At 44.4% G+C, this 14242-nt stretch carries 14 protein-coding genes; 9 read left to right on the plus strand and 5 right to left on the minus strand.

What is annotated here, in order from left to right; translation table 11 throughout:
- Window positions 1-83 precede the first annotated feature (83 nt).
- Window positions 84-1064: a TDT family transporter gene (locus tag AB4263_RS02660; RefSeq protein WP_061038186.1), complete on the plus strand. Its 981-nt coding sequence runs from the start codon at window positions 84-86 to the stop codon at window positions 1062-1064.
- A 153-nt stretch (window positions 1065-1217) separates the two neighbouring features.
- Here the strand turns inward: AB4263_RS02660 and hmpA are convergent, their stop codons facing one another.
- Window positions 1218-2414 carry an NO-inducible flavohemoprotein gene (gene hmpA / locus AB4263_RS02665; RefSeq protein ID WP_372097391.1) on the minus strand — a complete coding sequence of 399 codons (1197 nt, stop codon included), beginning with the start codon at window positions 2412-2414 and terminating at the stop codon, window positions 1218-1220.
- A 368-nt stretch (window positions 2415-2782) separates the two neighbouring features.
- Here hmpA and norR point away from each other — a divergent pair, with 368 nt between their 5' ends.
- Window positions 2783-4375 carry a nitric oxide reductase transcriptional regulator NorR gene (gene norR / locus AB4263_RS02670; protein ID WP_372097392.1) on the plus strand — a complete coding sequence of 531 codons (1593 nt, stop codon included), beginning with the start codon at window positions 2783-2785 and terminating at the stop codon, window positions 4373-4375.
- A gap of 89 nt (window positions 4376-4464) precedes the next feature.
- A complete protein-coding gene (locus AB4263_RS02675) occupies window positions 4465-4824 on the plus strand; it encodes a glutaredoxin (RefSeq protein WP_017062638.1) in 360 nt (119 codons plus the stop codon).
- Window positions 4825-4933: 109 nt separating this feature from the next.
- On the opposite strand, the gene AB4263_RS02680 is transcribed toward AB4263_RS02675, so the two are convergent.
- The gene (locus tag AB4263_RS02680; RefSeq protein WP_372097394.1) at window positions 4934-5569 is read right to left on the minus strand and encodes an OmpA family protein; all 636 of its coding nucleotides are present in this window, start codon (window positions 5567-5569) and stop codon (window positions 4934-4936) included.
- A 258-nt stretch (window positions 5570-5827) separates the two neighbouring features.
- Here AB4263_RS02680 and AB4263_RS02685 point away from each other — a divergent pair, with 258 nt between their 5' ends.
- From AB4263_RS02685 to AB4263_RS02710, 6 genes are all read left to right on the plus strand, one after another.
- Entirely contained in the window at window positions 5828-6454 is a 627-nt protein-coding gene (locus AB4263_RS02685) for a thioredoxin domain-containing protein (protein WP_017062641.1), read from the plus strand.
- A 76-nt stretch (window positions 6455-6530) separates the two neighbouring features.
- A complete protein-coding gene (locus AB4263_RS02690; RefSeq protein ID WP_017062642.1) occupies window positions 6531-7004 on the plus strand; it encodes an FKBP-type peptidyl-prolyl cis-trans isomerase in 474 nt (157 codons plus the stop codon).
- A 188-nt stretch (window positions 7005-7192) separates the two neighbouring features.
- Window positions 7193-7783, plus strand: coding sequence for a TetR/AcrR family transcriptional regulator (locus AB4263_RS02695; protein WP_017062643.1), 591 nt, complete (start codon window positions 7193-7195; stop codon window positions 7781-7783).
- A 143-nt stretch (window positions 7784-7926) separates the two neighbouring features.
- Entirely contained in the window at window positions 7927-8958 is a 1032-nt protein-coding gene (locus AB4263_RS02700; RefSeq protein ID WP_102428560.1) for an NADP-dependent oxidoreductase, read from the plus strand.
- A 35-nt stretch (window positions 8959-8993) separates the two neighbouring features.
- Window positions 8994-9614, plus strand: coding sequence for a glutathione S-transferase family protein (locus AB4263_RS02705; RefSeq protein ID WP_017064479.1), 621 nt, complete (start codon window positions 8994-8996; stop codon window positions 9612-9614).
- 150 nt (window positions 9615-9764) lie between these two features.
- Complete coding sequence (locus AB4263_RS02710) at window positions 9765-11441, plus strand: RluA family pseudouridine synthase (protein ID WP_017062646.1); 1677 nt, start codon at window positions 9765-9767, stop codon at window positions 11439-11441.
- Between the two features lie 166 nt (window positions 11442-11607).
- Here the strand turns inward: AB4263_RS02710 and AB4263_RS02715 are convergent, their stop codons facing one another.
- From AB4263_RS02715 to AB4263_RS02725, 3 genes are all read right to left on the minus strand, one after another.
- A complete protein-coding gene (locus tag AB4263_RS02715) occupies window positions 11608-11901 on the minus strand; it encodes a YkgJ family cysteine cluster protein (protein WP_080582263.1) in 294 nt (97 codons plus the stop codon).
- Between the two features lie 175 nt (window positions 11902-12076).
- Window positions 12077-13261 carry a D-alanyl-D-alanine carboxypeptidase family protein gene (locus AB4263_RS02720; RefSeq protein ID WP_017064476.1) on the minus strand — a complete coding sequence of 395 codons (1185 nt, stop codon included), beginning with the start codon at window positions 13259-13261 and terminating at the stop codon, window positions 12077-12079.
- 178 nt (window positions 13262-13439) lie between these two features.
- Window positions 13440-14027, minus strand: a complete 588-nt coding sequence (locus AB4263_RS02725) for a DUF4136 domain-containing protein (RefSeq protein ID WP_372097396.1) — start codon at window positions 14025-14027, stop codon at window positions 13440-13442.
- Window positions 14028-14242 lie beyond the last annotated feature (215 nt).

Below are 14242 nucleotides of genomic sequence, written 5' to 3' on the forward strand. Positions count from 1 at the left end.
AAAATCTATTGATGAAAGGCCTACACACTCTAAATAAAGCAAATATTCTAAAAGTCTTTAATTAACTAAGTCGGAGTAAGTCGTTGAACTGGAGAAGATTAACCCAAGTAAAAAATGTGCCGCCATCTCAGGCGTCTTTAGCACTTGGCGTTATTGGGTTAGGACAAGCTTGGGCGTTATATATCCCGGGCATTGGTGAGATAATTCGTCCCTACCTCGCTGCATTCGGCGCGCTATTATTGCTGCCTGTTTTACTGCGCTATTTAACGAGCTTTAATACCTTCCTTAATGACATTCGCCACCCGTTAAGTGGAAGCTTGATGGCACCAATGAGCATGGCTTTACTGATTCTGTGCGACTATTTAGCCGAGATATCGCCAGCTATCGCCTACCCAGTTTGGTTCTGCGCGCTATTGCTGCACTTTACCATGATGGTGTTGTTCTTTAGTTTTCAGATCATCAACTTCAAAATGTCGAACATTGTACCGAGTTGGTTTCTGTATCCGGTCGGTTTGATCAGCAGTTCCTTAGCTGGCACACAGTTCGGGCACACCGTATTTTCAGAAACACTTGCGGTCACTTGTATTGGTATCTATTTCCTTATGTTGCCAGTGGTGTTGTACCGCTTGGTGTTCGAAGGCAACCTTCCTCGCCGAGCAAGACCAACACTCGCTATCATGGCAGCTCCGGTTAACTTATCTTTAGCCGCTTACTTGGTTAACTTCGACAATCCAGATCCGATTCTAACAGGCGCATTGTCTGGCATCGCCATCACCATGACACTATTGATTTACTTGTGTTACATCCGCCTAATGCGTTTGAAGTTCCAACCTTCAATTGCTGCCGTCACCTTCCCATCCGTGATCAGCGCTATTGCCATGCATCGTCTAACCACATTTTTCGGCGCGGAATACCCACAATGGTATTGGCTACACAAGTTTGGTTTCTTCGAGCTAACCATCGCCACCATCCTAGTGATTTGGGTGGCAGGCGGTTACGTGAAAATGTACTGGCCTGAGTTTTTTGATTCCGATTACATGTCTAAGAAGGTTAAACGTTCTTAGGTCAAAACGAAAAGATCTTAGCTGAACCATCGTGCTCTGTAGTAATCGATGATGTCAGACAGAACAAACCAAAAAAGGCCTCACACTGTGAGGCCTTTGAATAGGCAAGGTATTAATAGTTCAGGCGAGTGTTACTAGAACTCTCGAGTACTATTAGAAGTTAGCGTGAGGGCCGAATACTTCGTAATGTACGCGTGAACGATCAACGTTAAGTGCGTCTAGTTGCTCCACGATGTTCTTCATGAAACCAACAGGACCACAGATGTAGAAATCGCTCTCTTCAAAGCCTTTAGTATCAGAGATAGACGCTAGATCCATTTGACCTTGATGCGTGTTTTCACATGCAGATTCATCTTTGTTCATGTACCACGTTTTCGCTTTCCAACCTTTGTCGGCAACAATATCTTTAACACGAGTCGTGAAAGAGTGTTGGCCTACGTTCTCACAAGCGTGAAGGTAAAGTACTGGCTCGTTTTTATCTTCCGTGTTTAGGAACTCAAGCATAGACTGCATTGGCGTTACACCAACACCTGCAGAGATAAGTGTTACTGGCTTGCTGCGCTCTTGATACATGAAGTCACCCGCTGGTGCGTATAGGCTAACCTCATCACCAACAGCAACCGTATCGTGTAGGTGGTTAGATACAACGCCTTGTGTCTCTTGGCCTTGTCCTTCACGTTTAACAGAAATACGGTATTGCTTGCCATTTGGCTTATCAGACAGTGAGTATTGACGAATCTCGCTGTATTGAGAGCCTTCTGGTTTCACTTCGATACCGATGTATTGACCTGGTGTGTAATCCAGAACTTCACCGCCGTCTTTTGGCTGAAGGATAAAGCTTGTTACTAGCGCTGACTCTTCGATTTTGTCTGCAATCACAAACGCACGCGCTGCTTCCCAACCACCAACAGCTTGCTTACGCTGTAGGTAAAGTTCAGCTTCACGATCGATGAATACTTGCGCCAAGAATAGGTAAGCGGCTGTCCATGCTTCTTCCACTTCTGGAGTAAAGGCGTCAGCAGCTAGTTCACGTAATGTCTCAATCAGGTGCAAACCAACAATTTGGTAGTGCTCTGGTTGAATGTTAAAGCTTGTGTGTTTCTGAGCAATACGTTCAACGGCAGTTGTTAACGCTGCTAGATTTTCAATGTTCTTTGCATATGCCGCGATAGCTTCAAACAGTGCTACGCCTTGGCGACCTGTTCTTTGGTGAGTCATATTGAAGATATCTTTCAACTCAGGGTTATGCGTGAACATACGTTGATAAAAATGCTGAGTTAAAGCTGGGCCTGCGCTCTCAAGTAGAGGAATAGTAGATTTGATGATTTCGATATGTGCATTGTTAAGCATGAATTTACTCCGAACACTGAGCCTTATGACCTATATGTCATTTTGACTACTAAAAATTAAGAATGACTTATCGATTTTCTGAAACCTTAGTTATTTTTAGAAACTGAGTTATTTTGACTCGTTTTCATTTCAAAAAATCGCGAAACCTGATTAATACCACCTGATTGATTGAGATCAAGAATAGTCTGTTTAATCAGCGCTATAATTGGGCTTCTCTGTATCTTCAGCACAATCAGTGCCAACTTTATCAATCCCCGTCATTACTGGTTTTCTTCTCAAAACTCATCTTATATAAATGTCAAAAAGACCTTTTTTTCAAGTCAATAAGACTCTATTATGTTTATAAACACACACAGTTAGAGTTTTTTATGCAAGATATCTCCGCATCTACCCTCATGGAAATGACCATTGGCCTCGCAAGTGGTGTCAACGATCAAGATCGTTTCAATCGCCTGATCGATGCCATTCGCAAAACCATAACGTGTGATTGTGTCGCGCTTTTAAGTCTTCAAGGCGACACGCTAGTACCTATCGCAATGCAAGGGCTCAGCCGAGATACATTCGGTCGTCGCTTTATCATTTCAGAACATCCACGATTTGAAGAGATCTGCGCGTCTCGCTTTCCAGTTCGTTTCGATGCTGACAGCTCCTTACCCGACCCTTTCGATGGTTTGCTTATTGATCATGATGGCGATTTACCAATGCATGCTTGTATGGGCTTGCCTTTGCTATTTGGCGATAAGCTCTTAGGCATTCTGACTCTAGACAGCTTGAAACCTGATGTCTTTGCGAATATACCGGCGCGTAACCTTGAAGTGCTGGCAGCTATTGCAGCCTCAACCATGCAGATGGCATTGACCTTCTCGCAACTTGAACATCAAGCAAAACAGTCAAAGCAATTACTCGAAGAGTTGAACGTCGAAGCGTGGGAACGTGACGGCGGCGAGTTGATTGGTAACAGTGACACCATGGTCGCGCTTAAGAACGACATCGCGGTTGTCGCGCCGTCTGAGTTTAATATCTTGATTCATGGTGACACCGGAGTTGGTAAAGAGCTTGTGGCTCGCACCCTGCACCACCAATCTCAACGTAAACGTAACCCACTCGTCTACGTAAACTGTGCTGCAATTCCTGAAAACTTAGTAGAGAGTGAACTGTTTGGTCACGTTCGTGGCGCGTTCACTGGCGCAGACAAAAACCGCTTAGGTAAATTTGCTTTAGCCGATGGTGGCACACTGTTCCTTGATGAGATTGGTGAATTGCCTTTGGCTGCTCAAAGTAAGCTCCTACGCGCTCTACAAAACAACGAAATCCAACCTGTTGGTCAAGACAACATTCAAACTATTGATGTTCGAGTATTGGCAGCGACAAACCGAGATCTAAAACAAGAAGTTGAAGACGGTCGATTCAGAGCCGATTTGTACCACCGATTGAGTGTGTACCCTATCGCGGTGCCAGCACTGAAAGATCGTGGTGACGACATCAGCCTATTAGCGGGTTTCTTCTTAGAACAAGCCCGTCGTAAGCTTGGTATCAACCAAGTTAAATTCCGCTCTGATGTACTGGTATTTTTAAACCGTTACGGTTGGCCAGGTAACGTACGTGAGCTTGAGCACGTGATTAGCCGTTCGGCACTAAAAGCATTAGCTCGTAGCACCAACAAAAACCTCGTGACAATCACTAAAGAAGATTGTGGCCCACTCGACCAAGACCAGCCAATTGCGACGACACAGGTGAAGAACACACCGTTATCGACACCAACGATCGACCTTTCTGCTGGGCTACGTGGTGCAACGGACGATTTTCAACGCAGTATCATTACTGAGGTGTTGGAAGATGCCAACTTTAACTGGGCACAAGCAGGGCGAGTTCTGAAAACAGACCGAGCAAATCTGACTCGACTGTCTAAGCGTTTAGGGCTAAATGTGGCTAAGTCTCATACGATCGAACGGACAAAATAGATATTAGCGGTTTGTTGCGAGCATCTGACAAAACTTGTGTATATAATGCTGCAAATTGTAACGCTAATTTTAAATATGTAGAGAGAGTTATGAAGTTTATCCGTTGGTTCTTAGGTCGTGTCATCTTGTTATTGAATTTTGTTTTCAGCCCACGTGGTGTGAAGCGTTCTCAAGAAGAACAAAGCAAAGTAAATGAGCAAGCAAAAACGCACACGTTATACCAATTCGAAGCGTGCCCATTTTGTGTGAAAGTGCGCCGCGCGATGAAACGTCAGTCGGTTCAATTTGAACTTCGTGATGCAAAAAACAACGAGCAACACCGTGCTGAGCTTGAAGCTGGCGGCGGTCGTGTGAAAGTGCCTTGTCTACGTATCGAAAAAGACGGTAAAACTGAGTGGATGTACGAATCTTCAGATATCGTGACTTACTTAGAAAAGCAGTTTGCATAAGCAATAAAGCAACAAAAGTCAGATACAAAAAATCCCTCGAATGTGAGGGATTTTTTATGTCTGTTATTTGGCGTTAATCGCTTCAAATTGGGCGCGAAAGTTCAAACGACTACTTCGTGACAATCAGCATCAATTCAACACGGCGGTTACACGCCTTGCCTTGCGCAGAAGCGTTCGTACAAGCTGGAACATACTCACCGAAGCCACGAGTATAGATGGAACGACTTGATACGTAGTTACTCTCTAATCGAGCCTTCACTTCTTTTGCTCGCTGCTCTGAAAGCGGATCATTGATTCGATCTGTGCCCGTATTATCGGTGTGCCCTTCAATCACCACATCAATATCTTGGCGTTGAGCAAGGTAGCTGCCTAGCGTATCTAACCATTGATTATAAGCTGGCTCGGGGAATGCTGAACCTGTTTTAAAGTTCACGTGCTGCTCAAGCTTTACCATCACATGGTTACCCGGCAACACTTCAAAATCGATGCGGTTTTGTCTTAAAAAGACTTCCAGTGGGTCGTTAGTCGAAACGCCACGTCCGTAGTTGGTCGTGATGGTTCTGTGTTGATGAGTGCTACTCTGGATAGAGTACCCACGATTGCTTGCTACATGAGTCGTTTGAACCACACCCCATTCAGGATGCATCAAGTCGTAATCGGTTTGTGGTGCAGTCTCTAGCATGTCACCGCCAAGTAAGTCAGTTGGTGACGTGGCTACACACCCAGCCAAAGCTATGCTTAACATTATCGCTAAATATCTCATTACTTCACCAACCACTCATGCAGATAAACCATTCACTAATGTCTATATCGGCACCGAGGGAAAAACTTTAGACGAAAAGAAAGCAGAACCCAAAAAAGTGCTGTTGATCACAGTTAACCGTCTACTAGCTTGTGTTCAGCCGCTAGTTCGAACTGTTTGCATTTATTTACCTTATAATTGTTTTCCAATTCGTACTAAATAGTTAGAATCTCACGACTTCTCAACGCTAGAGCAAACATTATGTTTAAACCATTTACTAAATTCATCACAGCACTCGCTGCCGTACTCATTATCGCGGGTTGTAGTGAAACAGACGAGCCACAAAAAGGCGTTCAATACGAAGCGCTTCCTACTGCTCTAACAGAATTTAACTTGTCTCCGATCACTGAAATCTTCTCTCTTAACTGTGGTCACTGCCGTCAAATGGAAAGTGCCATTCCAGAGATTGAATCTCTAACAGACCAAACTATTGGCAAGATGCACGTGACGTTCAACGAAAGCGCTCAAATCAGCGCAATGATCTACTACACAGCAGTGATGCAGCTTGATGCGACGCCTGACCACGCATTCATGGACGACCTATTTGGTGCCGTTCAAATGGGTGCAGATGCAACACCTGAGCAGCGTCAACAAGCACTAGAGACAGCGTTTACTTCTCGTGGTTTGGTTAGCCCATACCAGCTGAATAAAGAACAGCAAGTCGCTCTTTTCGACTACGTTAAGCAAGCAGAAGAGATCTCAGTAAAAGGTCAGATCAACTCAGTACCAACCTTTATCATCAACGGTAAATACCAAGTACTAACAGCAGGTCACCAAGACGTTGCTGGCATTGCAAAAACGATCAACTACCTTTTGACTCAACCATAATCACGGCTTTAGTCAACTGATTAACACATTTTGTATTAACTACGAAATTCAGCACTCAATATAAATAGGTTTTACTATGTCTAAATTTGTCATCCCGGTCATTGTCTTTCTTTTGGCGGGTTTCATGATTTACCGTACTTGGACGAATCATAAGTCTGGCGGAGAAAACTTCGAACAAGGCCAACAATTTCTAATTGAAAACGGCACTAAAGAAGGCGTGATTACGACTGAAAGCGGTCTTCAATACCTTGTTCTTGAAGAAGGTACAGGCACAGAGCACCCAACTAAGAACAGCAAAGTAACGGTTCACTACCACGGTACGCTAATCGACGGCACTGTTTTCGACAGCTCTGTTGAGCGCGGCGAGCCAATCTCATTTGCTCTTAAGCAAGTAATTAAAGGCTGGCAAGAAGGTTTGACTTACATGGTTGAAGGCCAAAAAGTTCGTCTATTTATTCCAAGCACTCTAGCTTACGGTAAAGGCGGTTCAGGCCCTATCCCACCATCATCGACTCTGATTTTTGATGTAGAACTCATCTCTATCAAATAATCGAAGTTACTGATTTAAGCCCCAACATACGCGCTATGTCGGGGCTTTTTTATATCTGAACATTTGAAGCCTCTTTAGATATTGAGCTATTTAGCTATTTAGCTATTTAGCTACTGTAACAACGACCAAATATACCCTCGAAAACCGACCACTAGACGACTGGTCTAATTTAACTTATAGTACCGCCCATGAACGAAAAAACGAATGACACACGCCTGCATGTTTTAGATGTTGGCTACCAATTAATAGTGAACAACGGCTTTAACGGCGTTGGCTTATCGCAATTGCTTAAAGAAGCGGACGTGCCGAAAGGGTCGTTTTACCACTACTTTAAATCGAAAGAGCAATTTGGCGAGGCTCTGATCCAGCACTATTTTGAGACCTACATCAGCAGAGTTGAAACTATTTTGGTTCATGGTGAAGGCAACCATTACCAGAGAATTGTCAGTTATTTCACTCGATGGTCACAGATTGAAAACGGCACCTGCAATGCTCATAAATGCTTGGTCGTTAAACTCAGCGCGGAAGTTTCTGATCTTTCTGATCCTATGCGCCAAGCGCTATTAAAGGGTGCAGAAAAAGTGACGAATACCATCGAACAGTGCATTGTCGGCGGTATTGAAGATGGCTCCATAAAGGTTGAAGAGAGCCAAGAAGCAGCTCAGAACCTATACTCAATGTGGTTAGGCGCCAGCTTATTGAGCAAGCTGAGCCAAAGCTCACATAGCTTACAGTCAGCTTTGAGCCTTACCGAACGAATTTTAAAAGGTGAAAGCTAATAACGCGCAGCGCGCTTTATTGGCTTTAACTTAAAAAAATCACCCGCCCTCTTATCAATTTGATGACGGCGGGATTTTTAGACAACAAGACTAGACGACTGGTCTAATTCTAAATGTATAAAATACACAATTAAGGACATCCAATGACTCAACAAGACAATCGCCGAATCGTATTGGCTTCTCGCCCAGTTGGCGCACCGACTCAAGACAACTTCCGTTTAGAGACAGTAGCTGCGCCAAGCATCAAAGACGGCGAGATGTTACTTCGCTCAGTTTACCTTTCTCTAGACCCATACATGCGTGGTCGTATGAGCGATGCTAAATCCTACGCAGATCCCGTTGCGATTGATGAAGTGATGGTAGGCGCAACCGTATGTCAGGTTGAAGAATCAAACCACGCTGATTACGAAATTGGCGAGTGGGTACTGGCTTACACAGGTTGGCAAGATCTTGGTGTGTCTAACGGTGAAGGCCTTATCAAACTAGGTAAAGAACCAACGCACCCTTCTTACGCGCTTGGCATCATGGGTATGCCTGGTTTTACTGCTTACATGGGCTTGCTTGATATCGGCCAACCTAAAGAAGGCGACACGCTAGTCGTTGCAGCAGCAACAGGTGCTGTAGGCGCAACCGTTGGACAAATCGGCAAACTAAAAGGCTGTCGTGTTATCGGCGTTGCAGGCGGTCAAGAGAAGTGTCAGTACGCGAAAGAGATTCTTGGCTTTGATGAATGCATCGACCACAAAGCTGACGACTTCGCGGAGCAATTGGCTAAAGCGTGTGACAACGGCATCGACGTTTACTTTGAAAACGTTGGCGGCAAGGTATTCGATGCAGTAATGCCTCTGCTTAACACAGGTGCTCGTATTCCTGTGTGTGGCCTTATCTCTCAATACAATGCGACTTCACTGCCTGAAGGACCAGATCGTATGTCTAGCCTGATGGGTATGCTGCTTGTTAAAAGAATTAAGATGCAAGGTTTCATCATCTTTGATGACTACGCACACCGTTACAACGAATTTGCTGTTCAAATGACAGAATGGTTGTCTCAAGGCAAGATGCACTATCGTGAGCACCTGGTTGAAGGTCTAGAAAATGCGCCACAAGCATTCATGGGCCTATTGGAAGGTCAGAACTTCGGTAAGCTTGTTATCAAAACGAACGAAGCTAAATAAATTCAATAAACTGAACCCGTTAACTAGGTAGAATCATGATTACTTTGCATCACCTGAATAAGTCGCGCTCAAAGCGCATCATCTGGCTATTGGAAGAGCTTGGGGTAGATTACCAAATCAAACCCTACCAACGAGACAGTGTCACTTTTCTTGCACCACCAGAACTCAAATCCATTCACCCATTGGGTAAATCTCCTGTCATTGAAGACGATGGCGTCGTGATCACTGAATCTGGTGCTATCACGGAATACCTAATCGACAAATACGGTCAGGGTAAGTTCGCACCTACACGCGGCACCGCAAACTACGTTGAGTATTCGCAATGGCTTCACTTCGCTGAGAGTTCAGGTATTTTGCCAATGTTACTTAAGATCTTTGTAATGAAGGACGGCTGCGAAACTAACTTCCTAGGCGGTTATGCAGACGACGAAAACCAAAAGATCCTCACTTACGTGAATAATGCACTTGAAGGTAAAACCTACTTGGTTGCAGACACACTAACAGGTGCAGATTTTATGATGTCGTTCATCGTAGAAATCGTGGGTAACTTTGGTGCAACTGCGCTTTACCCTAACATCGCTAAATACGGTGAACTTTTAAAGAGCCACCCTGCTTACCAAAAAGCTGAGCAAGTAGAGCTAGAACACTCGAACTGATCGAGTTTCACTCAAACACGTGCTTGCTAGAGTAAACACAAGAAACTAAATGAAGCCAAAGCCGATTTATCTTCTGCTTTGGCTTCTCATTTGTCTTCATTTCGACAACAATACCGAACTCTAACTGAACAGCCATAGAGTTTGATCTTAATGCCAACAAACCTCGCTCAATACACACCTCTGCACCTAGCAAACACGAATGTCGATTTAGCGCTACCGACTCGTTTTACGTTTCCGTATTACTATACCCCGCACCCTGTGTGTGAATTCGCTATGCTGCAGCTTCAGCAATCACTTGTCGACTGTGGTGTGAATGAAACCTCGCAAGGTAATCTCTACGCTGTGCTTCTTGTTCAGAATCCAACCACACAAGGGTTAGGTTACCTTTCTGCGTTTTCAGGCTTGCAGTTAGATCCGGCTTTGGTCTCTCAGTTAAACAACATTCACTTTGTTCCACCAGCCTTCGATTCAAAACAGTTTCAATCTCAAAACAGTGCGAACCTTGCTCGACAATTGCAGCTCTCGGACGACATTGAAAAGCTGCAACAGTCGCACAATCTAGACACATTATTGGCCGAGCTTGAAGGGTTAAAAATCGAATCAGCAAAAGCTATCGAAGCCTTTCAGTTAGCAATGGCCGCAAACAAAGCTCAGCGTAACGAACTCAGAGAACAAGCCAATCAAGAAAAAGCATTAGGGAATCTAGAGTCAGCGGCGAATTTGCTCAAACAACTGGGCAATCAAAGTAGCCAAGAGAAACGTGACCTAAAAGCACTTCGTATTGAGTGGAAACAGAAGATCGCAGAGCGCCAATCACAAATTGATTTGATTGAAAGCGAACTGAAAAACCGTAAGCAAGATCACCAAGCAGTTTCACAACAGTTGGAAACTCAACGCCTCTCTCACTATCGCTTTATCAATCAAGCCAAGCAATCTAAGAATTTACTCGAGTTGCTCGATGGTAAAGACGCGCTTGAAGGCTCTGGTGACTGCTGCCTACCTAAGTTGCTTAACTTTGCGTTTGAACACGGGTTCAAGCCGTTAGCATTATCTGAGTTTTGGTGGGGATTACCGCCTACAGACATCATTCGACAACACGCAAACCTCTACCCTGTTTGTCAGAGTAAAAGCTTTGAGATCCTCGAACACCAGTTAAGTGGCATAGAGCTAGAAGATAACCCGCTTATCGTGAACCCTGCGGTTGGTAAGTCTTTTAATATTGTTTATGAAGACGATGAAATCGTAGTCGTCAATAAGCCTGAAGAGTTCTTGTCGGTTCCCGGTAAGTTCATCGAAGATTCAGTTTATACCCGCATAAAAGCGCGTTACCCGGATGCGACTGGTCCTTTGATTATCCATAGGTTGGATATGTCGACGTCAGGTTTGTTGATCTTGGCGCTCACGGCGGAATCAAACAAGCATATTCAGAAGCAGTTCATTAATAGAACCGTAGAGAAACGCTACACCGCTTTGTTAGATGGCGAGATAACGGGCGAATCTGGCAATATCAGCCTTCCTTTGCGCGGCGACATCACGGACAGACCAAGACAACTAGTTTGTCACCAACACGGCCGAAATGCAGAGACCCATTGGCAAGTGGTTAGCACTCACAATGGCAAAACCAAGGTTCACTTGTACCCTAAAACAGGGCGAACCCACCAGCTGCGAGTGCACTGTGCTCATCCATTAGGGCTTGGTGTACCTATTCGTGGTGACGACTTATACGGATACAAACGCGAGCGCTTACACCTGCACGCTGGCTACTTAAAGTTGATTCACCCGACAACCGGTGAATGGATGGAGTTTGAAGTGCCTTCCGAGTTCTAAACTCTAACTTATCGAGCTAAGACTCTTATCTCACTCAATATTTGATCTCATAAAACGCATCAAGGTTCTACAACTGCTTAAGGTATAGAACCCTGATATTTAATTTTAATATGATTATCACAGTTCATTAGCGTACTTTAGTTACTGAGTTCAATACTGCAGACGCCTAGCCCATCACATCTTTGCGCTGGTCAACACATTCGAAAGAGCCCATTTCGAACTCGCGACAGATCCATGGTCGGTTTTCGTAGATAGTACACATCAGTGTTTCTCTATCTACCGCAGAACACCAGCCGTCGTCTAAGCGCTTCATGGTTTCACCGCCCCATTCATCATAAGCGATGTGCTCTTCAGGTACGCCCGTATCTGTGATGATCATAACCTCTAAACGACAACAGCATGCCTGACAATTTGCACAGGTTACTTCGGGTTCGGTTACGTTCTTTATATCTATCGTCATAAGTGACTACACTGCTAAATTTTGCGTATAGTAATCGAAACCGCCCGCTACGGCTAATAAAGATAGTGCGGCGCGGCGTTTTCATTGATGTAGAAATAACAAAGGGCGCTGTGATTCACTCACAACACCCATAATATTTCGACTTTTCAGCGCGGCTTATCGCCACAGGCTCTATTTAGAACAGGCTCGCGAAGAACAGCTTAACGTAGTCTATTAAACGTTTGAACAAACCGCCCTGTTCAACCGCTTCAAGCGCGATCAAAGGCTGAGTTTGAACATCTTCGCCATCAACGGTGTAATGAACCACACCTAGAGTTTGACCTTCTGCAATTGGCGCTTTCAGTTCAGAGTTAAGCTCGATAGATGCAGTCAGCTTTTTACTGTCTGACTTAGGCAACGTAATGAACGTGTCTTCTGCCACACCTAATTTCAATGTGTCTTGCTCACCAAACCATACCTTCTCTTCAGCCACTTGATCGCCGCCTTTATGCGGGTTTAGTGTATCGAAGAAACGGAAACCGTAGCTCAACAGCTGTTTGCTGTCTGATTCACGGCTCTTAACGCTTGATGCGCCCATCACAACCGCGATAAGTCTCATCTCACCTTGTGTCGCTGAACTCGCCAAACTGTAGCCAGCACCAGAGGTGTAGCCCGTTTTCATGCCATCAACGGTTAAGCTTCTATCACGCAACAAGCCATTACGGTTATGTTGAGTGATGCCGTTGTAACTGAAAGAGCGTTCGCTGTATAAGCCATACACATCCGGTAAATCACGAATAATGGCACGACCGAGTAACGCGATATCGTAAGGAGTCGAATAGAGGTCGTCTGCATCCAAACCATGTGCATTGGCAAAATGGGTGTTTTCTAGCTTCAGAGAGGTAGCCCAAGAGTTCATCAGGTCAACGAATGCATCTTGTGAGCCTGCAACATGCTCTGCAATCGCAACGCTAGCATCATTACCGGATTGAATAATCAAGCCACGATAAAGATCCATCATTGCTACATCGGTGTTTACTTCGATGAACATTTTTGAAGAGTCTGGGAAGTTCTTCGCCCACGCGTTCTCACTGATTCGTACCTGATCATCAGCAGAGATGTTGCCTCGCTTCATCTCTTGACCTGCCACATAACTGGTCATCAGTTTGGTCAAGCTTGCTGGGTTTAACTTCGTATGTGCGTTTTTTTCTACCAGCACATCACCAGAATTAAAATCAATTAACACATACCCTTTTGCGCCTAGGCTAGGTGGGCTTGGTACTATAGAAGGTGCTGCGATAGCTGCATTACTTACCATCGCGGCGTTACTTACAATGAATATACTTAATAGAGGGAGAGAGTATTTGGAAAACAGTTTCATTGAATCAAACCTAAGTTAACGTTTTGAGCAGTATAGACAAATACTAGCAAAAGAAGCGCGAGCTTTACGTTGCTTTACGTATTTGTACCATTCGTTACAAATAAAAAAGTATAATCTGCGATCTGACCATATTTTCCACAACTAATATTTACTCCACGAATGCATTCAACGCCTAATGCTATCGCTCAGGCATGCGTCTAAATAACATTTCAACAAAGCCAGTAATACGCTGTTTGCTCTCGCTTGGCTCTAAATCAGGTTGGATGCCAGACTGTGCTAATGCTTGCCATTGTACGACCTCTGAGTTAGGTACGAAAAACGCAATGTACAACGACCCTTTCTCCGCGACTTTACCTTCACCATCGTAAAATGGCACACCAGTAGATAGCCTAATCGCATCGAAGATAGACTCATCGTTCAGTTCCGATTCTTCCGCTAATCCAAAGCCTACAACAACATCACCGACACCATCCTGCTTTAACTGATAACCTTTACTTGAGAGCTGTTCTTGAATCGAATCACGCACTAAATCGGTTACCACGGTTTCATCGTATTTTTGAGAAAGGTAAACCTTTTCTGACTCAGGGTGCCAGGAGTACGTCATCACGCCGTGTTTCATGAAACCAAAGTCACCGCTAGTGGCCACACCATAATTGTGTGTGGGTGGTATTTCTTGCGTAGAGCATGCGGTCAGCCCAATAGCCATCAAAGCCAATAGTGCTGCTTTTTTTATGCTTTTTGTTGCACAAATGGATCGTTTTATCATTCGAGGCTTCCTTACCTATATAAGAATAACTATCAATTCAACCTCCAACATAAATAGTAATTATGTTAATAGAAAGGTCATTAAACGTTTGCGTAATCGCTAACCTTCACCTCTGTCTGTTTTGGGGGTTTAATCACAAAAACAGAGTTGGTATAGTTCTCCCCGTTAAACAAAACCAGACCATTCGAGGCACGGAGCTTCCTCAATCATCTCAT

The sequence above is a fragment of the Vibrio sp. 10N.261.55.C5 genome, from assembly GCF_041470505.1.
GTDB classification, from domain to species: domain Bacteria; phylum Pseudomonadota; class Gammaproteobacteria; order Enterobacterales; family Vibrionaceae; genus Vibrio; species Vibrio crassostreae_C.

Coding starts and splice junctions, on each gene's coding strand:
- hmpA (WP_372097391.1), bottom strand. CDS start 2,414: ATGCTTAACAATGCACATATCGAAATCATCAAATCTACTATTCCTCTA.
- norR (WP_372097392.1), top strand. CDS start 2,783: ATGCAAGATATCTCCGCATCTACCCTCATGGAAATGACCATTGGCCTC.
- AB4263_RS02675 (WP_017062638.1), top strand. CDS start 4,465: ATGAAGTTTATCCGTTGGTTCTTAGGTCGTGTCATCTTGTTATTGAAT.
- AB4263_RS02680 (WP_372097394.1), bottom strand. CDS start 5,569: ATGTTAAGCATAGCTTTGGCTGGGTGTGTAGCCACGTCACCAACTGAC.
- AB4263_RS02685 (WP_017062641.1), top strand. CDS start 5,828: ATGTTTAAACCATTTACTAAATTCATCACAGCACTCGCTGCCGTACTC.
- AB4263_RS02690 (WP_017062642.1), top strand. CDS start 6,531: ATGTCTAAATTTGTCATCCCGGTCATTGTCTTTCTTTTGGCGGGTTTC.
- AB4263_RS02695 (WP_017062643.1), top strand. CDS start 7,193: ATGAACGAAAAAACGAATGACACACGCCTGCATGTTTTAGATGTTGGC.
- AB4263_RS02700 (WP_102428560.1), top strand. CDS start 7,927: ATGACTCAACAAGACAATCGCCGAATCGTATTGGCTTCTCGCCCAGTT.
- AB4263_RS02705 (WP_017064479.1), top strand. CDS start 8,994: ATGATTACTTTGCATCACCTGAATAAGTCGCGCTCAAAGCGCATCATC.
- AB4263_RS02710 (WP_017062646.1), top strand. CDS start 9,765: ATGCCAACAAACCTCGCTCAATACACACCTCTGCACCTAGCAAACACG.
- AB4263_RS02715 (WP_080582263.1), bottom strand. CDS start 11,901: ATGACGATAGATATAAAGAACGTAACCGAACCCGAAGTAACCTGTGCA.
- AB4263_RS02720 (WP_017064476.1), bottom strand. CDS start 13,261: ATGAAACTGTTTTCCAAATACTCTCTCCCTCTATTAAGTATATTCATT.
- AB4263_RS02725 (WP_372097396.1), bottom strand. CDS start 14,027: ATGATAAAACGATCCATTTGTGCAACAAAAAGCATAAAAAAAGCAGCA.